Source organism: Brevibacillus sp. MER 51 (assembly GCF_023714195.1).
Taxonomy (GTDB): domain Bacteria; phylum Bacillota; class Bacilli; order Brevibacillales; family Brevibacillaceae; genus Brevibacillus.
Map to the genome: position 1 here is coordinate 181886 of NZ_JAMAUS010000011.1, position 26761 is coordinate 208646.

The window sequence follows — 26761 nt, forward strand, 5'->3', positions numbered from 1 at the left end:
CATGTATGATGTCATTGTTCATGGTAACTTAAGGAAGATTGTGCGATTTTTCACGTGGTCTGGTACAAATTAAGATGCCCCAATTCATGATCCGGGTAGTATCGGAATTATTGCCCTGTGATGCCATCCGAACCACTCTGTGAAAAAATGCACAAAGTCAGCCATAGAAAAATGTGACAATTTCTTTACAGTCATCCTCATCTTATCGACAACCGATTGGATTTGCAAGGTTTTTTTGCCTATCATCTTTCGAATTTTTCTCCTGTTTTTCCACTTGTATGGGTTATAATGGTTGAGGAGTTCGCTTACGATTAATTCGGAGGTGCTTTGGATTGAATTTTCTGCAAAAGGACGAGCAAATCTACGACATTACGATCATTGGTGGAGGCCCTGCCGGGTTATTTACCGCTTTTTACGGCGGGATGAGGCAGGCCAGTGTAAAAATCATTGAGAGCATGCCCCAGTTAGGCGGGCAATTATCCGCTCTTTATCCGGAGAAGTACATATATGATGTAGCCGGATTTCCGAAGGTTTTAGCACAAGATTTGATCAATAATCTGAAAGATCAGATTTCCCGCTTTCAGCAGACCGTTTGCCTGGAAGAAAAAGTGGAAAATGTCGTAAAAAAAGTAGACGATGTGTTTGAAATTACAACGGACAAAGGCACTCACTACTCCAAATCCGTTATCATCACTGCTGGGGTAGGAGCGTTCGAACCTCGCAGGCTGGAACACCCAGATGCCGTCAAATATGAAAAATCCAATCTGCACTATTTTGTTACCGATCTGAACTCCTTCAAGGGACAGCGTGTAGCTGTTATTGGCGGCGGTGATTCCGCTCTGGACTGGTCCCTCATGCTAGAACCTATCGCAAAAGAAGTACACCTCATCCACCGCAGAGACAAGTTCCGCGCACATGAACACAGCGTAGAAATGCTCATGTCCTCCAAAGTAAACGTCACGACACCTTACGAAATTTCAGCTTTGCACGGCGAGGAGCGCATTGAAAAACTCACACTGGCCAATTGCACGACAAAAGAAGAAATCGATCTGGAAGTCGATGCAGTCATTGTCAACTTCGGCTTCATCTCCTCTCTCGGTCCGATCAAGAACTGGGGGCTGGAACTCGAAAAAGGCTCTATCGTAGTCGATACACGCATGGAATCAAACATCCCGGGTATTTTTGCAGCAGGCGATATCGCAACCTACCCCGGTAAGGTCAAGCTGATCGCTGTCGGATTTGGTGAGGCCCCTACCGCTGTAAACAACGCAGTTTCCTACTTTAATCCGGATGCAAAACTGCAGCCTGGTCATTCTTCAAGCATGGACAACTTCAAATCGTAAAAATGTTTCGTCCCTGTTGTTGCCTCCGATGGCTGCGACAGGGATTTTTAATTCCTTGCATAACGGCTTTTGTTGGCGCGCACAGTAGAAGCAACGAGGAGGCGATACGCTTTGAATCATCTCTGTCCAGTCTGCAATGGCTTTACGCCGCTCCAACAAGCGTGTTCAACGTGCGGTCAAGCTATGCAAGATGCAGGCCGACTTTATGACTTTTATGGGAGCTACAGCCCGTACCGGGAGATAGACGATGCCAAGATGGACAACGGTTACCTAGATCGGAAGCGCCACCAATGCATTCATACAGGCTGGTGTCCCTCCTGCCAAACCGAAGAGATGGTCTTTCTGGATGAATGGACCCCCGTTATGCTTGTAACCGATATGGAAAAGGACGCGTACCAGTAAGTTGGTCACGTCCTTTTTTGTTCGAAACGTTATTTTTTCTTCATGGCCAGCTTTTCCGCCATGCGAGAATTGTTTGCTTGCATTTGCTCCAGCATTTGTTGAAGTGACTCCTTAATCTTGGCTGTATCACCAGATTCAATCGCAGAGTCAAAAGCTTCGTGTGTTTTTTTCATTTGCTCGATCCGAGCTTTTCGGGCGTCACGCTCTTCTTTTGGCCCCATGTTTTTGTCTTTCCATTCCTTGAACTGCTTTTCCATCTGTTCGTTGGTGATTTCGCCCTTTTTGAGTTTTTCATTCAGCTTATTGATCAGTTGCTTCCGTTCTTCACGCTTCGCCTGCCACTTCGGGTCATCACTCAACGTCTCGAACTCGCTCATTAAACGATCTCGTTCTTTAAACGCTGCCTGCCATTTCCCCACGCTATCCGGTGCATATTTTTCCGCTAGCAAGAGCATGTACATTTTTTGATGAACGCCTCTGTTTGAGCTGTTTCGCACCTTCATGTGCTTCTCTCCATGCTCATCATGGCTGTGAGTCGGCTTGATCACCTGGGCAACTGTTGCAGTCACATCTTGGGCCAACGCGACACCTGGCATGGTGAGACCCATTAGCAGCGCTGTTGTCATCATTCCTTGCTTCCACATCTTCATCCTATTCACTCCTTCTAGTAGATAACGTCTAACGTCTATGATTAATCCGTTAAAAAGGACGCAACTCTTCTCTATCCAGCCCCAATAGCTTTACGAGGCCCATTTGCTCCAGATCGCTTTTCGTTTTTTCGGTGCCATACTGATAAATAAGCTGGTAGATGGCCCGCAGGTTGTCATCGTATTCGTCGTTGTCCCGATCCGGCATGTCAGACCATAGCGTATGCCCATGCATCCACATCATGAAATCGCCGTGAACACAGTTATTGAACAGATCGCGCATCATACCCACTTGTACGTCGGTCGCTTCGATCTCAAAATCGTATGTGGCGGAGCCTTTTTCATCGCGGATTTCTGCCACGGTCGTTCCCGCTTGCAAGGTCACGTAGTAGTGTTTCTTATTCAGTGTCACTCATCTCCTTTTTGGATCGCATCACCGACTTGAAAACTTTTCCTCCTTACCATGTGCAAAAATCGCAAAAACATGTATTTAACAAGCAAAAAAAGCCCTCCATCAGAGGAGGACTCTTTCCTTCTTTCAATTTCGCCTGTACGTTATGATCGATCTTCTTTCCGCAAATTATGCCCGGTGTTCTCTCCTGTTTTCGGGGGAGTGCTGCGTGAGCCGGCGGATGCTTCCGTTGGGCGCTTGTCTTTGTTGTTGTGCTTGGACATGTAGTTCCCTCCCTTACTCGATGAGTAGCTGCCCATGTAGTATGTCCCCACCCGAGAAATGAAAAAACACCTTGACCCGCTAAGCAGGCCAAAGTGCTTGTTTGTTGATCTATGCCAATAAGAAAATCGAATTATTTCACGACTAATTTTGCTACCATCTTGGCATGATCTGGTCCACAGATCACGTTGCAAAAGATGGTGTACTCGCCAGCTGTATCGATTTTCATCGTTTTGCTGCCATCTTTCTGGAGGTCTACATCCAGCCCTTGGATACCAATACCGTGAAAGCCTTCTGTCGACTTGAAGTTGATCGTGAACTCTTCGCCTGCTTTTACTTCATAGGTTTCTTGATTGAATTTCCAGTTACTAGCTTCGATATTCACTTGTGTGCCTGTAGTCGCTGCAGTAGTCGCTGCACCCGTGCTAGCAGCTTCCTTGTCTCCGCCGCATGCTGTCATCAACATTGCAGACAATGCAACTGAAGAAATCAATAGACCCCACTTCTTGTTCACTTTTGACCCCTTCTTTCTTCTTTTTCTACACTTCCATCTTACTCGATGAGATCAATCCAAAATCTGACATCTTGTGAACGAACAGTGACGAATTGGGGAACGATTGTTGAACATGAGCGTTCATGTTGGATTGATCATGTACACAGTGATCTCTGGAAAGCAATTCAGCCGGATTGGCAGCCTGGAAGTACCTAGTCCACGACTGATACCAAATACACCAACGGATTGATCCTCTTTTTGCCCGACATGAAAATGCTTGTAGGCGCCAACAGTCCGATTGAACAAGCGAATTTGTCCACCATGGGTATGTCCGCTCAAGAGAAGATCAGCCTTCAAATCCTCGTTGTGAATCAATGAGATTATATTTGGGGAATGGGCCAAAAATATCGTCATGTTCGCCTGCTGGATCTCTTGTTCCGGACGCTGTTCATTGCCGTAAATCGAATTATCGAAGCCATATATCCAAATGCGACGGCCGCCCTTTTCTATCACGGCACTCTCGTTTTCCAACACCTTCATTACCTGCTGCCAGGCCTCTTTTTGCGAATGGTAGGCAGCATCGGAATAGACCTTTTTGTGAAGTCTCCCCGCTTCTCTCTCGTAATTGCCAGGAACGAAGAATATTCCATCCCTGCTCTTTACTTTCGCTAGCTCGCTCAACACACGCGTCAACTGCCCGCTGTGCTGTGTCAAATCTCCCGTGACCATCACCAAATCGGGATCGTGGACATTCACCAGCTTGTGCAGCTCTCCATTCCAAAATCGTATTCGTCCATGAGGATCGGAAAGATGAACCAATGTAAGTGGAGGGACAGAAGGAATCGTCAGCTTCACTGTCGATGTTTTGACGTAAGTCGTATGGTAGGCGAGAAAGATTATTCCCACCAGGATACACATAATTGTCGTTGTCATCATTTTCGGAACAATCCTCGCTTTCTTCCGTCTTATGGTTTAGAGGAGTGGATCAGTGATGATTTTGAGGAACACTCAAGGTATTCTTACCGTTTTCTCGTTCATGCTTCTTTTCACCTTTTTCGTCCAACCTTTTCCTGCGTCTGCCTGTAGTTGTGCCAGACCCCCTGACCCTTTAACAGAAAAAGATCAGTCTGCTGCTGTATTTACAGGCAAGGTGCTCCAGGTAAATGAGCGAACAGACTGGCTTCGTTGGCTCCCCTTTTGGGATAAACCAGAGCGGGGAGGCTTTGATGTTATTTTCGAGGTGCAGTCCACGTGGAAAGGAGTAGATCAGACACAAGTTCAGATCGTCACCAGCGGCCTTGGAGGTGCATGCGGCATTCCTTTTCAACCGGGTCAAGAATATCTTGTCTATGCCTCTTATTGGGAGCTAAATGAGCTAGAAACCAATATCTGTACACGAACAGCCCTCAAAGCGGATGCAGGAGAAGACTTGCAAGTATTGGGGCCAGGTACAGTGCCTGTCGGTTCAGCAAGTCTTGATTGGAATAATTATTTATCCACAGGAATTGTCATCATCGCAGGAGGAATCTTGTTCTATCTCTTTTTGTTTCAAACAAAACGGAGACGATAACTCCATCGTCTCCGTCCTCTAAATTCATTTCAGATAAGCTTTTGCCCGGTACTCCGAGAGATTAAAGGATTGCCAGCTATTGTCCTCATACAAAATCTCCTTCCGCTCTTGCAGCATCTCCATAAACCTTTCTTCTACCTTTCTATCCCGAACAAGTTCCATAACTACTGGTATGGCATCATAAGACAGCTCGCTCAAATACTCGATGTCGATATGTCCAGTAGCATGATAGCGCTGTACATTGTTTTTGGCGATAATGACGTCCATATTCATGTAATTCAGAATGACGTAACTCACGAGTGTCACAATCGCGTAATACTTGATCAAGGAGAAACCATCTCTCCAAATTTTCAAAAGAGCAATGATAAACAGCCCAAACAGAAAGATCATGAAAACGTGAGCTAACAGCCGCGTATGCGTATACCCGTAAGCATCCTCATACAGCGAGAGGCGAAAATAGGCGGACACAAGCATGAAGCCCGTACAAATCGTCAGCATACTCAGCAGAATTTGAATGATCTGGTAGAGCATTGGCTTAGCCCGTGATGCGAAGTGCATCGTACATAGGAGAATCAAGAAATTAATGACAGTGACGGTCACCAGCTCATTGAATCCATTTCTAGCATACTCGGCGTACGTCAATTCATCTGGTAAAACTCGCTTCGCCCCGATGAACAAATACGATATCTGAATGTATGTAAACGCTGTATACACAATATTGATGATCGCCAGAATCGTTACAAGGATAACTCCGTCCCAGACAATCTTTTTGTCATCTTCGGGTACCGGCAGTTCCACTACTTCTTCTCGTTTCCCGAAAAGAGAATATATGTAAGCAAACACAAGGATCGTAATGAGCCCGATTAGCATCATTCGAAAGATTGCTTCAAGTGAATCGATATCAATCACCCTTCGCGGGATTTGCCCCAGAAAATGTCCAAACACACTATCCGCATTCGAGAGCAAGGAGAGTACAATCACCAGAAGAGGCACCGAGATGGCGATTCCGATGAAAACCTTCTTCATTACGCCATACTTCTCCTGGTCCAACCTGTCCTTGATCCGTTCCTTTGTCAGCCTAAATGGCAGGCGCGTATACTTCGGGGTGTACAGGAGCAATGTCTCCACCATCTCCATGAAAAAGCCTGCTTCGTACCATTTCGCTTGATGACGCTTGGTGATTAGAATCGTTTGGATCACAAATAAAAACGGAATCAGTACCAGGTTGAACAGATGAAAATGAGGATTGGAAAATAGAAAAAAGGTTAGCGCCAGTAGAAAAATCGGAAGCGTCCATATCCAGTCGAATACTTGCTTTCGAGAAAAGCGTAAATGAATGCGTTGCCTAGCCTGCCAAATAAAAAGACCGTACAGGCCCATTACGAACAACAGATAAGAGATGCCAAAGCCTTTCCCGTAAAACATCCAGTCAAACAGTATGCCGATCCCAAATGCCCCTAGCAAAAGCCACTGCAAGCCTTTTTGTTCTTGCGTAATATCAGCCAATCTCTTCACTCCTTACGACTTTTTGCCCCAAAAAATAACGTAAGAGCAGACTCCATAAAAGAGCTGCTCTTGTAAGTACGTGCATAATTGGTGAAATGTTACAATTTTTACCCGAACTGTTTTTACTTTAAATTCTCGGCAATCAACAGCAATTCTTTTTTCGTCAACGCTGGATTCATGGCCCCCACTTCAATGAGCCTGTTTTTGTCCTCTTGATAAACCTTTACAAGTTTTTGTTCTGTTCCATCCAATAGCTTCTGAGCTACATACATTCCCTCATATTTTTGGACTTTCACTTTTTCTACAATTGCATCCTCTCCTGCTGCTTCTTCGATCCATTTCACACCTTCAAAGTTCGTAATGGCGATGTACACGTCCCCGTCCGTTCCTGCTCCTTCACTCCCTTTGTACAACGTAAAGACTCTATTTATTGTCGGCTTAGGAGATACTTTTCGCATGACGATTTGTTTCTTGTCCTTCTCCGCCTCCTTGTGCATTTCTGCGAATAATTCTGGTTGGCTATAATCAAATGGATACTCGACATGTCCTTTTAAGAATTTGTAGCCACCCGCTATCTCTGCTGGTACCTCATAAAAGCTGCCCACTTCTTTCTGCAACGGTGGTGTGGTCAAATGTTCAACAGGAATATATGTGAAGGAAACACGTTTTTTCGGATTGTCCGGTCCAGGTATATAAATAGCTGCCCCTTCTCCTTGCTTAAGCGAGTTTCGTGCGTCTTCAAAAGTTTTCATTGTTTCAGCGCTGCTTTTTTCCTGTGGAGTAGTAGTCTGCTCCACTTTTACTACTGCTTCCCCTTTTTCATTCTTCAATTCGTATACCTTCATGGCTGCATATGCGGATGTTCCTCCAAACACAAGAATAGCCGCAACCAGTAATCCCAATCTTTTTTTCATCTGTTTTCCCTCCGGTATATTTTTTCGTTCCTTGATTTTTTGAAGGACTTGATCCTTGACATCGAAATCATCGGCGGCTGCTAGTAACTGCTGTTTCCAATCATCGGGTTGCTGAGATCGAGTCATGTCTATCACCGCCTTCACTCACGAGCATGTAAGATTTACATTTTTTCAATGCACGCTCATACTGTTTTCGCAGCGTAGCTGGCTTTGTATCGAACAACAAGGCCAGCTCGTCGTAGCTGCGTTCTTCCACCACACGCAAGATCAGGAGATTCCGCTCCTTTACGGATAGCTTTGATATCGCTACATGAAGAGGGTTGTTCAAGTACTCGGTATCTTCTATCTTCTTTTCACCCTCATGGCGACTAGCCGTCTGAATTCCCGCTCGCAAAAAAGTGACCACGCGATTGAGCTTCGCCCTGTTTAACAAGTTCAAGCAATGATGATACGCGATCTTATACATCCATGCCGAGAAAGAAACGTGGTGTCGATAGCTGTCCAACTGCTCGAATGCCTTCAAGAAAACCTCCTGGACAGCATCCTCCGCTTCCTGCCGGTGTCCCAGCATGTGGTAGCAATACACGAACAACGGCTTTTGCATCGCATCGATGATCAAACCAAATTGGTCGATATCCCCGGATCTGACCTCCTTTAGCACTTGCTCCATTTCGCTATGATCCAAGCCCTCTCACCTCCGATTCGCACGTATAACAAACAAAGGCGTCATTTTGTGACAGATTGCCGCAAAAAAAATCCATACCAAAGTATGGATTCCTTGTGTTATTTCCACTGAACCTTGTAAAGCTCATTTTTTGTTTTGGCATAGAGGCTGTATTGTGCGGGTGCGATTCCAATTATTTCTAATATAAATTCAAGTCCATATTTTGTAAATTTCTTTTTTTTCGCACAACAAAATACCCCTTCAACTCGTGCGCAATCATTCACACAAGTCGAAGGGGTTCTGTCCTTATCCTTCTTAGTCGTCACATTTCTCCGCTTTTCCTTCAGCCAACGCTGTTTTGAACGAAGATCCACAGCCACAAGAAGCGACTGCATTCGGATTCTCGATGGAGAAGCCTCCACCCATCATCGATTCCTTGAAATCGATCTCTGTACCTTTAATGTATGGGTAGCTGTCCTTATCGACAACAATTTTCACACCGTTTTGCTCGAAGGTCTCGTCGCCTTCCTTCATCTCTTCGTCCCAGCCCATCCCGTAGGTAAAGCCGCTGCAACCACCAGTTCTGACACCTACCCGCAAAAACACATCGGGCTTGCCTTCTGCTGCCAGCATTTCTTTTACTTTCAGACTGGCGCGCTCTGTCAATGTAATCATGCTTCTTTCCCTCCTTCACAGGCTCATCATTCCTGCACTTGTTACAACCAGTATATTCAGTTTACTAAGAAACGCTTCTTCCCACAAGGTTCCCCTGCACTTTACGCGCTCATTCTCTCTTTCCAAATAAAAAAGAAGGGTTTCCCCTTCCTATGCAAAATGTGCATTGTTTTCCATTAAATAAAATCTATACGCTTTCTTCCGGTTCCCTGCCTTAGACAGACTATGATCGATCTGGTTCAGTTCGTTGTGTAGTTGATCAATTTGTATACTGTATTCTAGGACATCTGGATGATCTAACCCAAACTCTAACCCCATATATACCATACGCTGTCGAAGGAGTTCGATTTTCTCGAGCAAAACGTCCCGCATTTGAAGCTCCTCCTAATAATAGATCAGGCTTTCTTACTATATTTTACAAGAACAGCTAGAATTTCGCAAACGGAAAATTCCTACTTTCCCCAATTAATGCCGATATTTGTTAGTTTTTTACAATATTCCGCACATAGAAATAACGACTTTTCATGAACAATGGAGTGGAGAATCGGGCGAAGAGGAGCCGAGTGTAGAGTTGGAGAACTTATGATATTGTTCGTACTTACCAAGAGGTTTATAATATAGGTGCTCTTGTTGCCCGAGATTCGCTTTATTCCTAAGAGCTTATCCACTCCCATGGTACGAATATCGATTGGGTACGACTGGATTAAAGCTCTTTCATCTAAGAACCATTGACTTTGAAAGGAAGTGTTTGGAATGGCGCTTGAAACGATTGCCATACAGGACAAATCTCTCGCCGGAATTGCAGAAAAAGTTATGCATGGCGAAAGACTTACCTTGGAAGACGGTGTCACCCTTTTTAATTCCAACGATCTTTTGACGATTGGACAATTGGCTAACGTTGTTAACTATCGCAAGAATCAGGATAACGTTTACTTTTTGCAAAATCTGTACATCAACCCAACCAACGTATGTGAAGCTCATTGCAAATTCTGTGGCTTCCGCCGCGATGAAGGGGATGAAGGTGCCTACACGATGAGCATGGAAGAGTTGCTTCATTATGTAGAAACGCGCTTCCATCCGGGTATCCGTGAATTCCATATCGTTGGCGGACATAACCAGCACAAGCCATTTGAATACTACCTCGACACCCTTCGTACCTTGAGAAAAGCGTACCCGGATGTGACGATTAAATCGTATACAGGTGCTGAGATCGAGTTCTTCTCCCGTATTTCCGGTCTATCCATCCGCGAGGTTTTGCAAGAGCTGATGAAAGCTGGTCTGCAAAGTCTTACTGGTGGTGGCGCTGAAATTTTGACTGAGCGCTATCGTATGAAAATGAGCCCGGAAAAAGCAAGTACAGACATGTACCTGCAAGTACACCGCACGGCACATGAGTTGGGCTTGAAAACACATACCACCATGCTGTACGGCTCCATCGAGACGTTGGAAGAACGCGTGATTCACATGCTCCGCCTGCGCGAGCTGCAAGATGACACAAACGGCTTCATGGTGTTCATTCCATTGGCTGTTCAACCGATCAAAGCAACAGCTGGCATCAAGCGCCGCAACTCTGCCATTGATGATTTGAAAACAATGGCAATCAGCCGTCTGATGCTCGATAACTTCCAACATATCAAAGCATACTTCATCAACATCGGTACCCAGCTCACACAGCTTTCTCTGCAAATGGGGATTTCCGATGCTCACGGAACCTTGATCGAGGAGCGCATCAGCCACTCAGCCGGTGCACTTACCCAGCAGGCTCTGACAGTAGATGAGTTGGTTTGGTTGATCAAAGGCGCAGGAAAACGCGCCCTGGAACGCGATACCTTCTACAACGTGATCAAAGAACATTAATCCATAAAAAAGCTGATGCTCCGAATCACTTGGGCATCAGCTTTACTATTTTGATACGTGCACGGTTGATCATGCTCCCCGATGAACATCCTAAGAGAACAATCTACAGAGGAAAATCTGCATCCAGCAGTTCTTCTTCCTCCCGTAATTTATTCTTGATTTTCACCAGTAATTCATCCGCTGTTGGAGCTTGTACCAATGTGCCGTTTACAAGCGCGAATGGCTCCATGTAGCATTCACCGCAATACCCCAGACAGCCGTACTCGAGTACGTCCACATCCAGATCAGGATCATTTTCCAATGCATCCACGACGGATTGCGTATAAGAGGAAACATTGCTCGCGCAAAATTCTACTAGTGGTTTCATCTATTGTCACCTACCGATTATTTCGACATCATCACGTACTTTATTGTACCGCGACTTTGATAAAAATCCAGCGGAGAAAACGGGAAAAAGATTCTGCTTGCATTTTTAGTGAAAGAGACTAAAAATAGAGTGGGTGCTGTAAAAAACGGACAGAAGAAAGGACTAGACCTTCTATGAAACGACTTGTGATCCTTGGAGGAGGATACGGGGGTCTTCGTATTATTGAGCGAGTCCTGTCCCCTGATTTACCAGATGACGTATTTATAACCCTCGTAGACCGTATGCCGTTTCATGGCTTGAAAACAGAGTATTACGCTCTGGCGGCAGGTACTACACCGGAATCTCACCTGCGTGTTACTTTTCCAAATGATCCACGCCTGACCGTCAAATACGGAGAAATTGCTGGCGTGGAATTGGACGAGCAGGTCGTCAATTTTGCTAACGGGGACACCCTCTCCTACGACTGGCTTGTAATCGGATTGGGTTGTGAGGATCGTTACCATGATATCCCTGGTGCTGATCAATTTACGTGTTCGATTCAAACCATGGGAGCTACTCGCAACACATACATGGCAATCAATAATGTGAACCCATACGGCACGGTTAGCGTTGTAGGCGGTGGTCTTTCCGGGGTGGAAATGGCTGCTGAGCTGCGCGAGAGCCGTCCCGACCTGAATGTACGCATCATCGACCGCGGTCAAAGCATTTTGAGCCCATTCCCGAAAAAACTTCAGGAATATGCTTCTCAATGGTTTATTGAGCACGATGTACAGCTTGTTTCCATGGCGAATGTCACTGGTATCGAGCAAGGGATCGTGTACAACCACAACCAGCCTGTTGAAAGTGATGTTATCGTATGGACAGCAGGTATTCAAGCGAACAAAATCGTGCGCTCTCTGCCGATCGAAACAGACAACATCGGACGCGCCAAACTAAATCAGTATCATCAAATCCCAACCCATACGAACGTGTATGTGGTAGGCGACTGTGCAAGCACCATCATTGCGCCGAGCGCACAAACAGCTGAGATCCAAGGCGATCAAATTGCCCTGATGTTAAAAAAAGACATCAAAGGTGAGGAGTATCCAGCCTCATTGCCTGCTCTCAAGCACAAAGGCTTCCTCGGTTCCCTCGGCAAAAAGGAAGGCTTTGCCAGCATGGGGAAAATGTCTCTGGTCGGTCAGATGGCTCGTGTCATCAAGAGCGGTCAGTTATGGATGTACAAAAAGCATATGGGATAGTGTACAAGCCTGTTGGCCGGATGGTCTAACAGGTTTTCTTTTTGTATATAATCTCCAAGCTGAATCGGCATAATATCGTAGACCGGAATAACCAGCTTGGAGGTTTTTTAGTGGAATCAAACACATATGAGGATATGAAAGATACGCTGGCTGACAACTACATGCCGATGACTTCCTTTCGAAGTGGAGTCGAAGAGACAGTCAGACCAGATGTAGCATGCTACACCATTCAAATTGTGAACATCGCGCTGGTCGGAGATTCACATTCATGGGTTCTGGTAGATGCGGGGATGCCACAATCGGCGGAACAAATCATCGAGATTGCCCGGGAGCGCTTTGGTGAAGAAGCAAAGCCAAGAGCCATCCTGCTCACTCACGGTCATTTCGATCATGTCGGGGCAGTCGTCGAGCTCGTAAAAGCGTGGAGGGTTCCCGTCTATGCCCATTCGCTTGAAATCCCTTATTTGACAGGTCAAAAATACTATCCGGAGCCAGATGGAACGGTTGAGGGCGGGCTGCTTGCGAAGATATCACCGTTGTTTCCAAATGAACCAATCGATTTGGGCAGCCATGTTCATCCTTTGCCCGAAGACGGGAGTGTTCCCGGAATGCCTGGATGGCGCTGGATACATACACCTGGACATTCGCCCGGGCACATTTCGTTCTTTCGTGATGAAGACAGAACTCTTCTCGCAGGAGACGCTTTTGTTACGGTAAAGCAGGATTCGTTGTATCAAGTCGTGACTCAGCAACAGCAATTGACCGGTCCCCCTGTTTATTTGACAACCGATTGGCAGGCAGCTTGGCAATCCGTCGAAAAGCTTGCCAATCTCGCCCCTGCGTATGCAATCACTGGTCACGGTCCACCTATGTATGGCCAGGAATTGGCCGATGGATTGGTCCAATTGGTTGCTGAGTTTGATCGGATAACTGTTCCCAAGTATGGACGATACGTGGATATGGAGATGTAGACTGGCAAAAAAGCTGACGTCGGGATGGTTGGACGTCAGCTTTTTTTGATTAGTGATTGTTAAATGCGCTTATAACGTGATAAGAACGACTCTACATCATTGTACAGCCCGCCCTGATTGGCGTATTTTACGTAATTTTTGACTGTGCGCAGCCATTCAATGGTAGAAGGATTGGTAGATGTGATGGCTTGCTTCAAATCATTCATCTGAATTGGGCGTTCAAAGCCTGTCTTCATAATTTCAGCGATCACCATCTCTGTCGCAGTCTCTACGACATTCTCGATATCTGCGCCAGAATACAGGTCTGTTTCCTTGGCCAACCAATCGTAATCGATCTCAACCACTGGCCGTTCTGCCAGCTTGATTTGAAAAATCGTCTTCCTCGCTTCTTCATCTGGAGGTGAGACAAAAATCATCTTGTCGAAACGGCCCGGACGCTTAAAGGCAGGGTCTACATCCCATGGCATATTGGTCGCACCGATGATGAGCATCTTGTCTGTGCTGGTATCGATCCCTTCGATCTCGGTTAAGAGCGTATCAACAACTGTTCGCATTGTATTAGATGAAGCACGGCTGCGATTGTAGCCAAGTGCATCCATTTCATCGAGGAACAGGACACTCGGGTTGTTCGCTCTCGCAGACGAGAAGATCTCTCGGAGGTTTTGCTCACTAGCGCCGATATAAGGATCGAGAATATCCGAAATATGTATGGGCACAAAGCGGGCACGGCATTCCCCTGCTGTCGCTTTGGCAATGAACGTTTTTCCGCATCCGGGCGGTCCGTAAAGGAGGATTCCGCCCCCCACTTTTTTCTTGAAGAGTTCGAATAATCCAGGGGACACAAACGGCTTGATAATTTTCATTTGAATGGCATTCTTCACCTCATGAAGTCCGCCTACATCCTCGAAGGTCACCCGTTCTTTCTCTCTCCCCCGTTTGCCAGCTTGTCCGCCGGAAATTACTTGAAAGGTCGAAGAGTCCTCTTGGGTTTCAACTTGCTCGCGGATATCCAATTCCACTTCTTGTACTGTTACCGAAGTCTGTTCAAAAGCCTCATGCTGAACCAGTCGAGGGTGACTGGGAGACGTATTTGAAGCTGCTAACTTACCCAACTCCACGATGATTTGCTGCTGGAGGGCGTGATCACAGAACCGAAGCGCTTGAGTGAATGCTTGTAACGCTTCATTATTTTGACCGATCTGCGCATATTCCAAGCCTAACAGGTACCAAGCAGATCCATTTTCAGGATTGCTTTCCGCCATTTGTTTAACGACATCGATTTTATTCATATGAAACTTCCTCACTTTACAAACAATTTATAAACAAACCCCGAAATCCACGTGTAAACATTAAAGATAAGCAGAAAGAGAAAGATGCCCCCAAACGCTGGTGGATACAAGTAAATAGCCAGTAAAATTAGTCCCACGCTAGCTGCCCATGAACCAATAGGTCCTCCCAGCTTGTGAACAATTCGGTTCGGAAAAAAAAGAAAATGGGTCTCCTTTTCTATACCGTCTAGTAGTTCCTTTACTCGAGAATTTGTCGGGTCTAGCATAAAGGCGTGGATCAGAGCTTCCTTCGCTGTTTTGTAATCATTTCGAAAGTAAGCCTCTTCTCCAATTTTGATTAGCTTGTACAAATCGTCTTCGGCTACTTGTATGTACCCTGCCAGCGCTTCGTATTTCTCTTTTTTCTTACCATCGATCATGGCCATATAAAATTGGTAATGCAGCACCGTTGGGTCCATCGGGTCTAGACGTTTCGCTTCTTCCAGCAGTATCCTAGCCCTTTTTAGATGGCCAGTCTCGTACATCAGGAACGCATACGTGGCAATGTTACTCGGTTCGAGAGGATTTAAGGACAACGCATAAAGCATCGCCTCCTCCGCTTCGTACCATTTTTTTTGCTGTTTCAGAATCAATCCAAGGGTATTATAGACATATTCTGTAACGAAGCCCTCTTTAATGGCGTTTGTACAAAGCTCATAGGCTTCTTCATAATTGTCCAGTTGGTATTCACAATATCCCATCATGTATAGTAGTCTTGGATGCGCAGCGTCTTCGGCCAATACCTGCTTAAATTGTTCTCTCGCCTGTTCATAGCGCCCCATTTCATAGTAATGCTCGCCCAACTGATAGTGGGGAGAACCCTCCAAAACTTTAAGATCCATATAATAACGGCACTCCTTTTACAATGTAACCCACTTCCAGCATCCTGCCTACGAAGGAGCACCCAATAGCAGTTTGGAACATTGGCTGAATTGTACCGTGGATTCCCTCATGAACCTTATATCTTCTTTTCATGAAATAGTAATAAGCAAGCCCAATCCATGTCCCTAAAAAAAATCTGAGTAGCCCTAGTGGTAAGACGAAATAAAGAATAATTCCTACGACCAAAATGACGGTACGCAACAACGGATTGACACGTAACCACACTGCATTTTGCATCCCCAACACAAGCGCGGGTAAAAAACCGCCAATCATACATGCATACAGATAAGAGGTCAGATTGTATGATTTGGTTTCATAGTTCACATCGGGTTTCAGACTCGGTTGAAACAATTCTAGATTCATTCATTCACGCTCTTTCTATAACTATTCAACCAACTCAGGCTGGAAGCGCTCGGCCAATAATCGTGTCGCTCTTGCGGGATCAATCTCGTACATTAGCAGCTCTTCGCTCCCTGAAACCGCCACACAAAGCCGTTCCCCGGTCGGTGAGATCAAAGCTGTCGTCACTTGTTGATTTGGAATCGCGTAGTTCACACTGGCGAAGTAGATGTTGTTTTCCAAGCTTCGGCAAACCATTGCCCCGTTGTAAAAATCGGGATTGCTGACTTCTCCTGTAAACATCGGATGGAAAACGATGCTCGCCCCACGGCGTGCCGCCCACCGTACCGTCTCTGGATATCGCCATCCTTCATGGCAAATGACAATGCCAAAAGACACATCCTCTATCGTAAACATTTGGCGCCCTTCGCCCGGAATATAGTCAAACTGATCCTCATCTGGATCGATCTGATTTTTTATTTGCAGCCCAAGATCTTCTCCCTGTTTCCCCACCACAAAGGCGACTAGATGATAGCCGCGCTCATCCTTCCATTCCATCGGTAAAATGACAGCGAGCTGACGTTCCTTCGCCAGAGCACGAATCTCTTCCAAGGCTCTCCGTTGTACCTCATGATCATATGCTTCCACTTCATAGCCTACACCGCGCAGCCCAGGAATCATCGATTCAGGAAAGCAAATCAAATCGCACATGTTTTGCGCAGCGTTGATCATCTGCTGCTTAATAATTGCAAGCCCCTCCGCTGCTGATTGGGGGAACCTCGTCTGAGCCAAGCCTATTTTCATGGGGAATCCCTCTTTCTATGGAAGATTTCTTTTTAACCTCGTGAAAAATTCAAATCTATCAGCCTGTTCAGGCAGAGCAGACACCTGTGCATCCCCTAGCTCAAGGATGGTCCACGAGCCATTTTCCAGCTTGGCGATATCCATAGAAAAAAAGCGGCTCTTGATTTTTTTCGCTACCTCTAAAAATGGCTTGAGATCTGGCGGCGTTTCGTCATATTGTCCTTCCTCCCAGTAATTTTCCATGTACATGGGTTCACCATCCAAAAAGAAAACGCGATATTCCTGGGATAATGGCATGTTGCTCTGCGAGTGATGGGTCAAAAATTGAAGCTTCAGAAATTCTCGAAAGACGACTCCCTCATTCAACTCATCCTGTTGCAGCTCCAAAAATCGGCTTGTCACTTTCTGTACCTTTTCATTATCGGAGGCATCGGGAATATAGCAGGCCTCATTCCAATCGTGTTTTCGAGATTTCACATAATCTTTGATCATGATCGGAGCCTGTCCAAATCTCTTTACAATCCGATACACGTTTTCAAATGACGCGTCTATCTCTTCTTTGTGCAGCCAGACCGACAGCGGGGTGAAATCTTTGATGATCTCATAAGATTCAGGCAGGTAATGGCAATGCACGTACTTTTCGGGTGTATTGATTAACTCTATATTTTTGGCTAGCAGCGCGTCGTACAATTTTTGGTACAGGAACGGCTTTAGCATCCATCCCCTGTAGATAGCCGTTACTTTTTCAGGAGAGGGTTGGATTTGTTTCACAGCCCCTAACGGGTTGTCCTGGTATATCAGTTGTTCCAAGCTGATCAGATGAATGTCCAAGCCGAGTTGTTTTGCGCACGTATAATCATATTCATAGGTTTCATCGACTTTGTTTTCTTGAAATGGTTGACCGCAAAATAGGACTTTCAGCTGCACGATCCTCCTCTCAGAAAAATTGGAAATATCATCCCATTATACAAGATAACTCTTTGAACGTAAAAACCGTCAAGACTAATCCTGACGGTTTTCTCATCTTGCTATTTTATCTCTTTTGGACACGTAAAACAGGCACTTTTTTCGGTTCAAAGGTGTCTGCCAGTATCTTCTCTTGAATGACATTCAGCTTGAGCAAGCTCGAAATTTTCCCTGTATCCGCCTTCGACATGAGGCGCCAAAGCGAAGGATCGGGCAAGGCGTTGTAAAGGCGATCATCGTTGTATTCTCGCCGCTCCTGATAGGAGATCAGCAGCTTGTATTCGCCTTCTTCTGCGCTGCCTGCTTCGCTGTAAGCTTCAATCAGTTTACTCCGCAGCTCGTTCAACTCTTCCTCTACCTGCTTCTGAATTTCCTTCAACTCGTAGTAGCGAGCAATCGGTTGGTCCATCCGCTTTTCCTCCTTTAGTTACCCCTGTACCCAAAATCCTTATGAGGAAAAGTCCGTTGGTAGAACCATTCGCTGGCAACGAAAAACAGCCTCCTTTTTCATAGGAGGCTGCGGTCAAGCTCTGCCATTATTATTTTTCAATTATCGTGTTGATCGCTTCACCCGGGTGTTTTTTCAAGAAAGTAGAATACTCTACTTCCCATGGATTCCATTTGCCTTCCCCTTGGTAGCCCCATACGGAATTGATGCGGGAGACGGTATCTGTGTTGTTCATCCCTACAAGTCGTTGCTCCCCGACCAGCTCATATGTGCCGTTCGCATCCATATCGACTGGAGTCAAAGAACCGAATGGATAGGAGAATACAGAAACAGCATCTTCTGTTGGCTGTACTTTGCCTGCTTTGTCATACAGCTTGGCAGCTACGTATACATCCTGGTTCGCACTTACGTCAAGCGTCAGGGGCTTATCCAGGTGGGAGCCTTTGCCCTCTACTTTAAAGCCATCTACGAATTTCCCCTCGTAACGAATTCCTTCGTTTTCCTTTTCACCAAAAATCACGGCTGGTTTGCTGTTTTCAAATGTAGCGATTACGTGATTGTAGACACCACCGCTTCCGCCAGTCGCTGTTTTCACGAAAGCATCCGCAACATGATCACCCGTGAAGTCTACGAGAGTCAGCTCGCCTTCATAGCCGCCCAGCTCTTTGATATCGGTTTGGCTATAAGCGCCTGATTTTCCGTCTTTCACTACAATGTTCATATTGGAGGAATAGATGTCATCCGCTTTTTCTTTTTCACCAATCAGATATACAACGTCATCCTTCTTATCGCCATTCACGTCAGCCGTTTTTTGATCGATCACATAGGTGTTTTTCGCGAGCTTCAATTCAGTTGCGGCAGAGAACAGCTTTCCTTTTTCAGAGTCTGCGTGAGCTACTTGTGTATTCATTGCAGAAAATCCAGTAACGCCTACAACTCCTGCGAGCAGCAAATATGTAACAGGCTTCATCCATTTTTTATTCATCGTTATGGCCTCCACTATATGGTAAGTTATTGGTTACATTTACTACTATAGGACGAAGCCTGCTCTAGTTCGTTACAGAATGTTTACGAATGATATACAAAAAGTAAACAGCACGTTATTTGTCGTTATCCAGCACACTTTTGATATTGCTGTCTGACCGCTTGCTAGACGGCATCTACGATTTTTTGCTTTTGGTGGATGAGATCGCGGCTCCAGTCCCATACGCAATTGAAAAAAGCGACCAGGCTCATGCATCTGGTCGCTGTAAAAGATAATTGTCATTGCTCTTATGCTGTTATTCGGCATCTGCTGTCGAAGCAATCGGCTGCACGCCCATGCTCTCCAGCTTTTCATAGATATCCTTTAATTTCGGATTTCCCTCACCGACAATTTCCCCGGAAATTACGACAAGCGGATACCATAAATCTTCCTCGATAATGCGATTCGCCCAGCTTTTGTCATCGTCTGTCTGCGGCTGTTGAAAGTCGCTATAAACGATGCGGATGCTGTCACTCCCATACTTGCGAGAGAGTGCCGCCTCCAGCCACTCGGCTGTTTCCTTTGCAGATGGCAAATTGACGCAGCTCGCGCACAATTGCTCTGTCCCAAAAACCTTGATATCGACAGTCACTTATCCGCCCTCCCCCGGGTCAGCTAGCTTAGGACAATGCTTGGTCGAGGTCCTCGATCAAGTCCTGAACATCTTCAATACCAACAGAGATACGCACCAGGCCATCCGTAATGCCCAGCTCAGCACGACGCTCTGCCGGGATAGAAGCATGTGTCATGCGTGCAGGTACGCTGATCAAGCTCTCCACTGCACCCAGCGATTCTGCCAGCGTGTAGTATTTTACCTTTGCCAACACTTCGTCAGCACGCTCTGCGCTGCCTACGTCGAAGGAAATCATGCCACCAAATCCACGCGCTTGTTTTTTAATCAGCTCATGACCGGAATGGCTGGACAAACCAGGATAAATGACGCGTTTGATGTCGCTGCGCTCAGACAGCCATTTTGCCAGCGTACGAGCATTGTGCTCATGCTCTTCCATCCGAATACCCAGCGTCTTCATACCGCGGAGCAAGAGCCAGGAATCTTGTGGTCCAAGCACACCGCCGATTGCATTTTGTACAAAATGGAGGTCTTCGCCCACTTGCGCATCTTTTGCTACGACCAGACCTGCTACTACGTCGCTATGTCCACCCAAATATTTCGTTGCGCTGTGAAACACGATGTCAGCACCGAGATCCAGCGGATTTTGCCAGTATGGCGTCATGAACGTGTTGTCTACCACGAGAAGCACGCCTTTTGCTTTCGCGATGCCTGCCAGCGCGCTGATGTCGCTCACTTTCAGCAGAGGGTTTGTCGGTGTTTCCATGATGATTGCTTTGGTTTCCGGGCGAATTGCCGCCTCTACTGCTGCCAGATCGCTCGTATCTACGTAGGTTGCTTCCAGACCCATCCGGGAGAATACGCGTGTAACGACGCGGTAAGTACCACCGTATACATCGTCACCTACCACGAGATGGTCACCTTTGTTGAACATGGAGAGGATGGTAGAGAGTGCCGCCATACCAGAACCAAATGCAAAGCCGCGTGCGCCGCCTTCGATTTCGGCGATGTATGTTTCCAATGCGTGACGGGTCGGATTCCCGGTACGGGAGTATTCAAAGCCCTTGTGAACGCCAATGGCTTCCTGTTTATACGTACTTACCTGATAAATTGGAACGGATACGGCTCCTGTATGTGGATCTCCATCGATTCCGCCGTGGATCAGACGAGTTTTGATACGCATCTTAAATTCCTCCCTGGTAAATTTTCTTGCTTAGATAACGTTCGCTGCCGTCGGCAAACAGTGTAACGATATTCGTCCCAGGAGCTGCTTCTCTTGCTTCGCGCAATGCCGCTGCCATGGCTGCACCTGAGGAGCTGCCTACGAGCAAGCCTTCCTTGGCAGCCAACTGCTTGACCAGATCGAATGCTTCCACATCGAGAATCGTGTGAATGGCGTTGAAGTAGCTCGTATCCATGAACGGAGGCAAAAACTCCATGCCGATCCCTTCTGTTTTATGCGGGCCGGATTCTCCCCCATTCAAGATGGAACCTTCTGGCTCGACAATGACCGTTTTTACGTTTGGGTTTTGTTCTTTCAAGTAGCGAGCAGCCCCCATGAAAGTACCGCCAGAACCCGCGCCTGCCACAAATACGTTTACCTGGCCGTCCATTTGACTCCAAATTTCCGGACCTGTTGTTTTGTAGTGTGCGTCTGGATTCGCCGGGTTAGCAAATTGCTGTGGAACAAAAGCACCTGGAATCGATTCTGCGAGTTCTTTTGCCTTCGCAATTGCACCCTTAATCCCCAGCTCTGTCGGTGTATTGACGACTTCTGCTCCGAGGGCGCGCATCAGCTCTTGTTTTTCTTCGGAAAACTTCGCTGGTACGCAGAAAATGACTTTATAACCAGTTCCTACAGCGGCCAGCGCTACACCAATCCCTGTATTTCCTGCTGTCGGTTCAATAATGGTACCACCTGGGGCCAATTGGCCGTTCTCTTCTGCGGCACGAATCAGCTCCATGCCCAGTCTGTCTTTTACGCTGCCCCCCGGGTTAAAATATTCCAGCTTGGCGAACAAGCGGACACCCTCTGGAAGCTCAAATTGAGTAATTTCGACGATCGGCGTATTACCAATCAGTTCCTTCACATTGCGAAATACGTTCACGAAGATCTGACTCCTTATATTGAAGTACTTGCTTCTTTCTTTTTCATTATAACATGCAAAGATTACAAAAAGTCCATGCTGCTAAACTTCGGTGTGCCAACTGAACTTCAAAGTGTCAACAGGGCATGTAAGCCATGGATTTCTCACCATGGTATGATTATAATAAAGGAGAGGTTGGAAAGGAGTGAATGTAACATGGATATCATGGATCAAGTACAAGAAGTTCTCGATAAACTGCGCCCTTACCTGCAACGTGACGGCGGAGATGTACAACTCGTTGATGTAGAAGATGGAATTGTGAAGCTGCGCCTGATGGGTGCTTGCGGTAGCTGCCCTTCCTCTACCATCACCCTGAAAGCAGGAATCGAGCGTGCACTGGTGGAAGAAATCCCAGGCATCAAAGAAGTTCAACAAGTATTCTAATCCAGTCACATCGACATGAAAGCAGCTACAGCAACCGCGTAGCTGCTTTTTTCATTTTCCTTTTCCCATTCCTTTTTCCAAAAAGGCAATGACACGATTCTCATACTCTTCAGGAACTAACGCATAACTGCGGACGTGACCCGCTCGCGGTACGATCCAAATCTCGGAATCGTCGTCTTGGGTCAGCTCATACAGTCGTTCGCTGTTTACCATGGGAATCGTCGTATCGCCTGTCCCGTGTATAAAAAGAATCGGTTTTCTCGCTTGCTGGACTGCCTGATACGGATTGACGTCTCGCGGGTTGGCTCCGAGCAAAACGGGGCACAAGGTCAGAATGAGCCAGTTGAATGGAAATCGGGGCAGGCCCGTCCACTGCGGCAAGTTTTCAGTCAAGTATTCACGCAAGGAATAGAACGGTGAATCTGCCACAATCGCTGTGATGCGTTCATCCACTCCACCAACCATCAAAGAGGTTGCCGCGCCCATGGAAAATCCGACGAGACCGAGTCTGTGCTCCGGCTTCTTCGTTGCTGCAAAATCAATGGCCCCAAGGAGATCTTGCTGTTCTCGAAGACCGATCGTAGTCAGTGCTTTGCTGGACTCTCCCGCATTGCGAAAGTCGAACATCAAAACATCAAAGCCGGCCTGAACCAGTTTTGCAGCTAGTGACAAAGCAGGCAGATGTGGTTCTAATCTGTTTTGACTGTACCCGTGAGCAAAGACCAGCGTACTTCCATTTGAAACCTGCCCATTTTTTTCTGCCGACACGTACCATCCAGCCAACGAAATCGTCGTTTCCCTGCTCGAAAAAACAACAGGCTCCACCTGTTCGATTCCAAAATCTTTGGGTTCCATGTGAAGCGGTTTTCGTACAGGATGCGTCAAGCGCCAGGTTACGTGAAACGAAACGGCTACTGCTGCAATCAAGAGAAGCACGAAGAGTCCTGAAATCAAAACAAAGAACGTGTTCATACCGCAGTCAGTGGTCCCCTTCCACTTAGCACCTCTACGATGTTAGCAGCAGCCAGCCTCGCCATCTCCGCCCTTGTTTGCACAGTTGCACTACCGATATGTGGCAAGGCGACTACATTCGGCAGTTGCAAAAGCGGGTTATCCATCGGGACAGGCTCGACCGCAAAAACGTCCAGGCCAGCCGCCCATATTTTTTTATCTACCAACGCCTGATACAGTGCGGACTCATCGACTGTCCCACCGCGAGAAACATTGATAAACACAGCGGTTTCTTTCATGAGCGAAAACTGTTTTTCCCCCATCAACATGCGCGTGTCCTCTGTCAGCGGTGTAAGCAGAACGACATAATCGGACTCTTTCAGAAGCTCCGCCAAATCCGCATACCGTGCTCCTGTCTCTTGCTCAGCCTGCGTTTTGCGATTCCGGTTGTGATACAAGATTCGCATACCAAATCCTTTGGCGCGTCTCGCCACAGCTTCTCCAATTCGCCCCATCCCGATAATCCCCAGAGTCGAACCATATACATTTTGCCCAGCCATGAGGGTCGGACTCCACGATGTCCATTCCCCCTGCAATAAAAATCGGTTGGCTTCCGTCAATCGGCGGCCTGTCGCCATCAGTAAAGCGAAAGCCAAATCGGCTGTAGACTCTGTCAGCACATCGGGTGTGTTGGTTACGATGACCTCGTGTCGTCTGCACGCTTCCAAATCAATATTGTCGTAACCGACAGCCATGTTTGCCACGATACGGAGTCGTTTTGTACTTGCCAAAAATTCTTCGTCCACTCGTTCTGTCAGCATGGTCAAGACGGCATCTACATGTTTAATCTTTTCCAGCAACAACTCACGCGGGATCGGCGCATTTTTTGTCCATTGCTCGACCTCGGCTACTTTTTCAAGCATCGCGATCACTTCAGGATTGAGTTTCCTCGTTACGAAAACTTGTTGCTTGATCATCTTTTTTCCTCCACAACCAATCAATTTGTGGAATGGATACGTCATAACGCTGGGCAATGAATAGCGGGTACTTTCGAAGTCCGTCTTCCATTTTGGTTAGCTCGTCTTCCAACTGCGTTTGCCATGCTTGGATGTTGACTTCCTGGCGCTCTTCTATCGGCAACTCCATATAAGTCTCCACGAGCTTCAAAAATCTGCCGGGGTAGAGCATGAGCGCATAAATCACGGCATATTCAGCTGGCAGCAGAGCAGAGACGCTGTTGTAGCCGTCGAGAAAGCTGGATACAGCCTCTTCATTCCAGCCGTTTCGCTTTGTCTCGGCTTTGATCCACTGCCCCACATCGCGAGTACGCATGTCAAGAACCCAGTTCCATTCACCGGCCATTAGACGTACATCCTTCTCTTTCCATAGCATATACCCTTGATCAAAATTTTGGTAGGCTACTTTCCCGAGACCAGCTGTTTCCTTCACGACTTTATCGTATCCAGCATCCAACAAATATTGAACGGATAATTCCCCGAGCTGAGTAATGTACGTGAAGCAGGTCAACAAATATTCATCCATTGGCGCGAGCTCTACATTTTCCTCATCCATCTCATCCCGATACTCATGAAAATTCCGCAGCTTTTTGCGCCACGTGCTGGGCCAGTTTCCAAGAGAGCTGTAGGGGATAAACATCTTGTCAGATGAAAAATCACTCGTAGCCAGATGGAACTGTGCGAGCGACTGCCCGCTGGCATAATGCGGATTTTCAGGAACCGCCTCTCGTACGCCTCTGTATAAATAGTAAAGCTGCTCATCATCAACGATGTGAGCCTGCCCGCTTGTTGTGTTCACCAGCTTTAACAAGCGAATGTTTTGCTGCTGGCTTAAATGCGTTTTTACTTTCTCAATAAACTTGCTTTTGTATTTATATCCGGCTGGCGCCTCGAACATGTAGTAAAGGCCTCGATCCGTTTCCAGTATCTTGCTTGCCCCCGACGTGCGATATCCCTGGAGTTCAAAACCATACTTCTCCTGAAGTAGCTCTTTTTCTTCCATACAGTTGTTCACCCTCCTTGCATACTGCTCTTCTGGCATTGTATGTCGGTAGATCGGGATAGGTGCCTATCTGTATGCAGATACTAGATACATTCATGCCGAAAAGGAGGAGCGACAAGCATGAGCGAGCATCCACTAAATAGCGAGAGTTGTCTGGATTTCGTTATTGAGCTGTTGGAAAAACGAGGAGTCAGCATGAACGACATTGCTGAAATTGTCATGTTCCTACAGTCAAAATATATCCCGGACATCACCTTAGACTTGTGTCTCGACAGTGTGGGGTCCGTCTTGAAAAAACGTGAGGTCCAAAACGCATTGCTGACCGGGATTCAGCTCGACATCCTCGCCGAACAAAAGCAGCTGCTGCCCCCGCTCCAGGCGATTATTGAAACAGACGAGCCGCTATACGGTATAGACGAGGTACTCGCCCTCGCCATCGTCAACCTGTACGGGAGTATCGGATTCACCAACTTCGGTTATGTAGACAAGCTGAAGCACGGCAAACTCGCTGATCTCAACGACAAGCGTTTTGGTGTCCATACTTTTTTGGACGATCTCGTCGGTGCGGTCGCAGCAGCTGCCTCCAGCCGCATTGCCCACCGCCAGAAGCAGCAGGAAGAATGCGCTGAATCATAGGGAGATTCGCTGCTGCCATTCCGGCAAATTTTCCGAAATATGGGTTGGCGCAACGTGATGCTGGTCTGCTTCTTCGCGGGTGGAATAGCCTGTCAAAACGAGCAAGCTGTCCAAGCCGCTGTTGGCACCTGCCTCAATGTCTGTATATAAATTGTCCCCGACGATCAGCGTGTCAGCCGCAGCAGTACCAAGCTGATTCAGAGCGTAACGGACGATAATGGACTCCGGTTTGCCAATCACGATTGGTTTGGTCGCGGAGGCAACGGAGACGGCTGCCACCAGTGAACCATTGCCAGGGAACAGACCAGCATCCGTCGGCAGGGCTGCATCTGCATTTGTAGCGATAAAAGCTGCTCCTGCACGGATAGCACGTGCGGCGATCGCCAGCTTTTCATACGTAAAGGCACGATCAATCCCGACAATGACATAAGCCGGATCTTCTTCTGTCACCACATAGCCTGCATCCGTCAGCTGATCACGCAAGCCTGCCTCTCCAATCACGTAGACCCGTGTACCCGCTGGTGCCTGCTCTTGTAAATAGGTAGCGGTTGCCATACTCGTGGTATACACGTCCCGAGCCTGTGCCTCTATGCCCATTGCTACCAGCCGTTCTGCGACGTGCTGTGCAGAGGCAGAAGAATTATTTGTCAGGAACAAATACGGGATCTGGTGAGTTTTTAAGTGGGTGATGAATGCTGCTGCTCCCGGAATCGCTTCTTTTCCCCGATAAATTGTCCCATCCAAATCTAGCAAGTAGCCTTTATATTGTTTCACGTTGTTCCATCTCCCATCTGTTGTCGTAAGCTCTCCTCTCTTAGTGTAAACCTTCGTCCTTCCTATCGCAAAAAGCAGGAAACGGCCTTCTACCGCTCCCTGCTTTTTGTCTAGCTGCTCTTCATCAACTGGTATGAATACTCGAACGAAGTTGAGTGGGGCACA

At 46.9% G+C, this 26761-nt stretch carries 32 protein-coding genes; 8 read left to right on the plus strand and 24 right to left on the minus strand.

Going from position 1 to position 26761, the window contains the following annotated elements:
• Window positions 1-332: 332 nt before the first annotated feature.
• Window positions 333-1343, plus strand: coding sequence for an NAD(P)/FAD-dependent oxidoreductase (locus M3630_RS22400; protein ID WP_106783852.1), 1011 nt, complete (start codon window positions 333-335; stop codon window positions 1341-1343).
• Window positions 1344-1454: 111 nt separating this feature from the next.
• Window positions 1455-1745 carry a hypothetical protein gene (locus M3630_RS22405; RefSeq protein ID WP_251253576.1) on the plus strand — a complete coding sequence of 97 codons (291 nt, stop codon included), beginning with the start codon at window positions 1455-1457 and terminating at the stop codon, window positions 1743-1745.
• A gap of 29 nt (window positions 1746-1774) precedes the next feature.
• Here M3630_RS22405 and M3630_RS22410 read toward each other — a convergent pair whose 3' ends face one another.
• From M3630_RS22410 to M3630_RS22425, 4 genes are all read right to left on the minus strand, one after another.
• Window positions 1775-2395, minus strand: a complete 621-nt coding sequence (locus M3630_RS22410; protein ID WP_251253577.1) for a hypothetical protein — start codon at window positions 2393-2395, stop codon at window positions 1775-1777.
• Between the two features lie 49 nt (window positions 2396-2444).
• Window positions 2445-2804, minus strand: coding sequence for a hypothetical protein (locus M3630_RS22415; RefSeq protein ID WP_251253578.1), 360 nt, complete (start codon window positions 2802-2804; stop codon window positions 2445-2447).
• 394 nt (window positions 2805-3198) lie between these two features.
• Window positions 3199-3579 (minus strand): cupredoxin domain-containing protein, encoded by a 381-nt coding sequence (locus M3630_RS22420; protein ID WP_173610072.1) that lies wholly within the window; start codon window positions 3577-3579, stop codon window positions 3199-3201.
• Between the two features lie 120 nt (window positions 3580-3699).
• The gene (locus tag M3630_RS22425; RefSeq protein WP_251253579.1) at window positions 3700-4494 is read right to left on the minus strand and encodes a metallophosphoesterase; all 795 of its coding nucleotides are present in this window, start codon (window positions 4492-4494) and stop codon (window positions 3700-3702) included.
• Window positions 4495-4549: 55 nt separating this feature from the next.
• Here M3630_RS22425 and M3630_RS22430 point away from each other — a divergent pair, with 55 nt between their 5' ends.
• Window positions 4550-5128, plus strand: a complete 579-nt coding sequence (locus tag M3630_RS22430) for a hypothetical protein (protein WP_251253580.1) — start codon at window positions 4550-4552, stop codon at window positions 5126-5128.
• A gap of 24 nt (window positions 5129-5152) precedes the next feature.
• Here the strand turns inward: M3630_RS22430 and M3630_RS22435 are convergent, their stop codons facing one another.
• From M3630_RS22435 to M3630_RS22455, 5 genes are all read right to left on the minus strand, one after another.
• Window positions 5153-6634, minus strand: coding sequence for a DUF4153 domain-containing protein (locus M3630_RS22435; protein WP_285861805.1), 1482 nt, complete (start codon window positions 6632-6634; stop codon window positions 5153-5155).
• Between the two features lie 122 nt (window positions 6635-6756).
• Window positions 6757-7674: a hypothetical protein gene (locus tag M3630_RS22440; protein WP_251253582.1), complete on the minus strand. Its 918-nt coding sequence runs from the start codon at window positions 7672-7674 to the stop codon at window positions 6757-6759.
• Window positions 7649-8233 (minus strand): RNA polymerase sigma factor, encoded by a 585-nt coding sequence (locus M3630_RS22445; protein ID WP_251253583.1) that lies wholly within the window; start codon window positions 8231-8233, stop codon window positions 7649-7651. The genes M3630_RS22440 and M3630_RS22445 overlap by 26 nt, the downstream gene beginning before the upstream one ends.
• Window positions 8234-8527: 294 nt before the next feature.
• Window positions 8528-8887 (minus strand): iron-sulfur cluster insertion protein ErpA, encoded by a 360-nt coding sequence (gene erpA, locus M3630_RS22450; protein WP_007716763.1) that lies wholly within the window; start codon window positions 8885-8887, stop codon window positions 8528-8530.
• A gap of 150 nt (window positions 8888-9037) precedes the next feature.
• Complete coding sequence (locus M3630_RS22455; RefSeq protein WP_017251347.1) at window positions 9038-9259, minus strand: aspartyl-phosphate phosphatase Spo0E family protein; 222 nt, start codon at window positions 9257-9259, stop codon at window positions 9038-9040.
• A gap of 381 nt (window positions 9260-9640) precedes the next feature.
• Between M3630_RS22455 and mqnE the strand changes: the two genes are divergently transcribed.
• The gene (gene mqnE / locus M3630_RS22460) at window positions 9641-10744 is read left to right on the plus strand and encodes an aminofutalosine synthase MqnE (protein ID WP_047072973.1); all 1104 of its coding nucleotides are present in this window, start codon (window positions 9641-9643) and stop codon (window positions 10742-10744) included.
• Window positions 10745-10847: 103 nt separating this feature from the next.
• Here the strand turns inward: mqnE and M3630_RS22465 are convergent, their stop codons facing one another.
• The gene (locus M3630_RS22465; RefSeq protein WP_047072975.1) at window positions 10848-11111 is read right to left on the minus strand and encodes a DUF1450 domain-containing protein; all 264 of its coding nucleotides are present in this window, start codon (window positions 11109-11111) and stop codon (window positions 10848-10850) included.
• A 173-nt stretch (window positions 11112-11284) separates the two neighbouring features.
• Here M3630_RS22465 and M3630_RS22470 point away from each other — a divergent pair, with 173 nt between their 5' ends.
• Both M3630_RS22470 and M3630_RS22475 read left to right on the plus strand, forming a co-directional pair.
• Entirely contained in the window at window positions 11285-12352 is a 1068-nt protein-coding gene (locus M3630_RS22470; RefSeq protein ID WP_251253584.1) for an NAD(P)/FAD-dependent oxidoreductase, read from the plus strand.
• A 110-nt stretch (window positions 12353-12462) separates the two neighbouring features.
• The gene (locus M3630_RS22475; protein WP_251253585.1) at window positions 12463-13323 is read left to right on the plus strand and encodes an MBL fold metallo-hydrolase; all 861 of its coding nucleotides are present in this window, start codon (window positions 12463-12465) and stop codon (window positions 13321-13323) included.
• A 59-nt stretch (window positions 13324-13382) separates the two neighbouring features.
• Here the strand turns inward: M3630_RS22475 and M3630_RS22480 are convergent, their stop codons facing one another.
• The 10 genes from M3630_RS22480 to cysK all read right to left on the minus strand — a co-directional run bounded on the left by M3630_RS22480 (window position 13383) and on the right by cysK (window position 21793).
• Complete coding sequence (locus M3630_RS22480; RefSeq protein ID WP_251253586.1) at window positions 13383-14612, minus strand: AAA family ATPase; 1230 nt, start codon at window positions 14610-14612, stop codon at window positions 13383-13385.
• A gap of 11 nt (window positions 14613-14623) precedes the next feature.
• Window positions 14624-15493, minus strand: a complete 870-nt coding sequence (locus M3630_RS22485) for a tetratricopeptide repeat protein (RefSeq protein WP_251253587.1) — start codon at window positions 15491-15493, stop codon at window positions 14624-14626.
• On the minus strand, window positions 15483-15896 hold the full coding sequence (locus M3630_RS22490; RefSeq protein ID WP_251253588.1) for a hypothetical protein: 414 nt from the start codon (window positions 15894-15896) through the stop codon (window positions 15483-15485). The genes M3630_RS22485 and M3630_RS22490 overlap by 11 nt, the downstream gene beginning before the upstream one ends.
• Window positions 15897-15917: 21 nt before the next feature.
• Complete coding sequence (locus tag M3630_RS22495; protein WP_251253589.1) at window positions 15918-16676, minus strand: carbon-nitrogen hydrolase family protein; 759 nt, start codon at window positions 16674-16676, stop codon at window positions 15918-15920.
• Window positions 16677-16691: 15 nt separating this feature from the next.
• Window positions 16692-17603 carry an ATP-grasp domain-containing protein gene (locus tag M3630_RS22500; protein WP_251253590.1) on the minus strand — a complete coding sequence of 304 codons (912 nt, stop codon included), beginning with the start codon at window positions 17601-17603 and terminating at the stop codon, window positions 16692-16694.
• A 106-nt stretch (window positions 17604-17709) separates the two neighbouring features.
• Window positions 17710-18051 carry a hypothetical protein gene (locus tag M3630_RS22505; RefSeq protein ID WP_173610062.1) on the minus strand — a complete coding sequence of 114 codons (342 nt, stop codon included), beginning with the start codon at window positions 18049-18051 and terminating at the stop codon, window positions 17710-17712.
• Window positions 18052-18181: 130 nt separating this feature from the next.
• Entirely contained in the window at window positions 18182-19075 is an 894-nt protein-coding gene (locus M3630_RS22510) for a hypothetical protein (protein WP_251253591.1), read from the minus strand.
• Window positions 19076-19370: 295 nt separating this feature from the next.
• Window positions 19371-19706, minus strand: a complete 336-nt coding sequence (locus tag M3630_RS22515; protein ID WP_047072988.1) for a YuzD family protein — start codon at window positions 19704-19706, stop codon at window positions 19371-19373.
• 28 nt (window positions 19707-19734) lie between these two features.
• A complete protein-coding gene (locus M3630_RS22520; protein WP_047072990.1) occupies window positions 19735-20868 on the minus strand; it encodes a bifunctional cystathionine gamma-lyase/homocysteine desulfhydrase in 1134 nt (377 codons plus the stop codon).
• A 1-nt stretch (window position 20869) separates the two neighbouring features.
• Window positions 20870-21793, minus strand: coding sequence for a cysteine synthase A (cysK, locus tag M3630_RS22525; protein ID WP_007715789.1), 924 nt, complete (start codon window positions 21791-21793; stop codon window positions 20870-20872).
• Window positions 21794-21988: 195 nt separating this feature from the next.
• Here cysK and M3630_RS22530 point away from each other — a divergent pair, with 195 nt between their 5' ends.
• Window positions 21989-22216, plus strand: a complete 228-nt coding sequence (locus M3630_RS22530; RefSeq protein WP_007715787.1) for a NifU family protein — start codon at window positions 21989-21991, stop codon at window positions 22214-22216.
• Between the two features lie 51 nt (window positions 22217-22267).
• Here the strand turns inward: M3630_RS22530 and M3630_RS22535 are convergent, their stop codons facing one another.
• From M3630_RS22535 to M3630_RS22545, 3 genes are read right to left on the minus strand one after another with little or no spacing between them, the layout of a single operon-like run.
• Window positions 22268-23188 (minus strand): alpha/beta hydrolase, encoded by a 921-nt coding sequence (locus tag M3630_RS22535; RefSeq protein ID WP_251253592.1) that lies wholly within the window; start codon window positions 23186-23188, stop codon window positions 22268-22270.
• Window positions 23185-24144, minus strand: a complete 960-nt coding sequence (locus M3630_RS22540) for a 2-hydroxyacid dehydrogenase (RefSeq protein WP_232773503.1) — start codon at window positions 24142-24144, stop codon at window positions 23185-23187. The genes M3630_RS22535 and M3630_RS22540 overlap by 4 nt, the downstream gene beginning before the upstream one ends.
• A complete protein-coding gene (locus M3630_RS22545) occupies window positions 24101-25186 on the minus strand; it encodes a protein kinase family protein (RefSeq protein WP_232773502.1) in 1086 nt (361 codons plus the stop codon). Before M3630_RS22545 ends, M3630_RS22540 begins: the two co-directional genes overlap by 44 nt.
• Window positions 25187-25306: 120 nt before the next feature.
• Here M3630_RS22545 and M3630_RS22550 point away from each other — a divergent pair, with 120 nt between their 5' ends.
• On the plus strand, window positions 25307-25822 hold the full coding sequence (locus tag M3630_RS22550) for a phosphatidylglycerophosphatase A family protein (RefSeq protein WP_232773501.1): 516 nt from the start codon (window positions 25307-25309) through the stop codon (window positions 25820-25822).
• On the opposite strand, the gene M3630_RS22555 is transcribed toward M3630_RS22550, so the two are convergent.
• The gene (locus tag M3630_RS22555; RefSeq protein WP_251253593.1) at window positions 25817-26596 is read right to left on the minus strand and encodes a TIGR01457 family HAD-type hydrolase; all 780 of its coding nucleotides are present in this window, start codon (window positions 26594-26596) and stop codon (window positions 25817-25819) included. The two genes, M3630_RS22550 and M3630_RS22555, sit on opposite strands and share 6 nt — an antisense overlap.
• Between the last annotated feature and the right edge of the window lie 165 nt (window positions 26597-26761).

Bases quoted from the DNA above. Each gene is read 5' to 3' on its own strand.
- M3630_RS22410 (WP_251253577.1), bottom strand. From the start codon at position 2,395: ATGAAGATGTGGAAGCAAGGAATGATGACAACAGCGCTGCTAATGGGT.
- M3630_RS22425 (WP_251253579.1), bottom strand. From the start codon at position 4,494: ATGATGACAACGACAATTATGTGTATCCTGGTGGGAATAATCTTTCTC.
- M3630_RS22430 (WP_251253580.1), top strand. From the start codon at position 4,550: ATGATTTTGAGGAACACTCAAGGTATTCTTACCGTTTTCTCGTTCATG.
- M3630_RS22440 (WP_251253582.1), bottom strand. From the start codon at position 7,674: ATGACTCGATCTCAGCAACCCGATGATTGGAAACAGCAGTTACTAGCA.
- erpA (WP_007716763.1), bottom strand. From the start codon at position 8,887: ATGATTACATTGACAGAGCGCGCCAGTCTGAAAGTAAAAGAAATGCTG.
- M3630_RS22455 (WP_017251347.1), bottom strand. From the start codon at position 9,259: ATGCGGGACGTTTTGCTCGAGAAAATCGAACTCCTTCGACAGCGTATG.
- mqnE (WP_047072973.1), top strand. From the start codon at position 9,641: ATGGCGCTTGAAACGATTGCCATACAGGACAAATCTCTCGCCGGAATT.
- M3630_RS22465 (WP_047072975.1), bottom strand. From the start codon at position 11,111: ATGAAACCACTAGTAGAATTTTGCGCGAGCAATGTTTCCTCTTATACG.
- M3630_RS22470 (WP_251253584.1), top strand. From the start codon at position 11,285: ATGAAACGACTTGTGATCCTTGGAGGAGGATACGGGGGTCTTCGTATT.
- M3630_RS22480 (WP_251253586.1), bottom strand. From the start codon at position 14,612: ATGAATAAAATCGATGTCGTTAAACAAATGGCGGAAAGCAATCCTGAA.
- M3630_RS22485 (WP_251253587.1), bottom strand. From the start codon at position 15,493: ATGGATCTTAAAGTTTTGGAGGGTTCTCCCCACTATCAGTTGGGCGAG.
- M3630_RS22490 (WP_251253588.1), bottom strand. From the start codon at position 15,896: ATGAATCTAGAATTGTTTCAACCGAGTCTGAAACCCGATGTGAACTAT.
- M3630_RS22495 (WP_251253589.1), bottom strand. From the start codon at position 16,676: ATGAAAATAGGCTTGGCTCAGACGAGGTTCCCCCAATCAGCAGCGGAG.
- M3630_RS22505 (WP_173610062.1), bottom strand. From the start codon at position 18,051: ATGGACCAACCGATTGCTCGCTACTACGAGTTGAAGGAAATTCAGAAG.
- M3630_RS22510 (WP_251253591.1), bottom strand. From the start codon at position 19,075: ATGAATAAAAAATGGATGAAGCCTGTTACATATTTGCTGCTCGCAGGA.
- M3630_RS22520 (WP_047072990.1), bottom strand. From the start codon at position 20,868: ATGCGTATCAAAACTCGTCTGATCCACGGCGGAATCGATGGAGATCCA.
- M3630_RS22530 (WP_007715787.1), top strand. From the start codon at position 21,989: ATGGATATCATGGATCAAGTACAAGAAGTTCTCGATAAACTGCGCCCT.
- M3630_RS22535 (WP_251253592.1), bottom strand. From the start codon at position 23,188: ATGAACACGTTCTTTGTTTTGATTTCAGGACTCTTCGTGCTTCTCTTG.
- M3630_RS22540 (WP_232773503.1), bottom strand. From the start codon at position 24,144: ATGATCAAGCAACAAGTTTTCGTAACGAGGAAACTCAATCCTGAAGTG.
- M3630_RS22545 (WP_232773502.1), bottom strand. From the start codon at position 25,186: ATGGAAGAAAAAGAGCTACTTCAGGAGAAGTATGGTTTTGAACTCCAG.
- M3630_RS22550 (WP_232773501.1), top strand. From the start codon at position 25,307: ATGAGCGAGCATCCACTAAATAGCGAGAGTTGTCTGGATTTCGTTATT.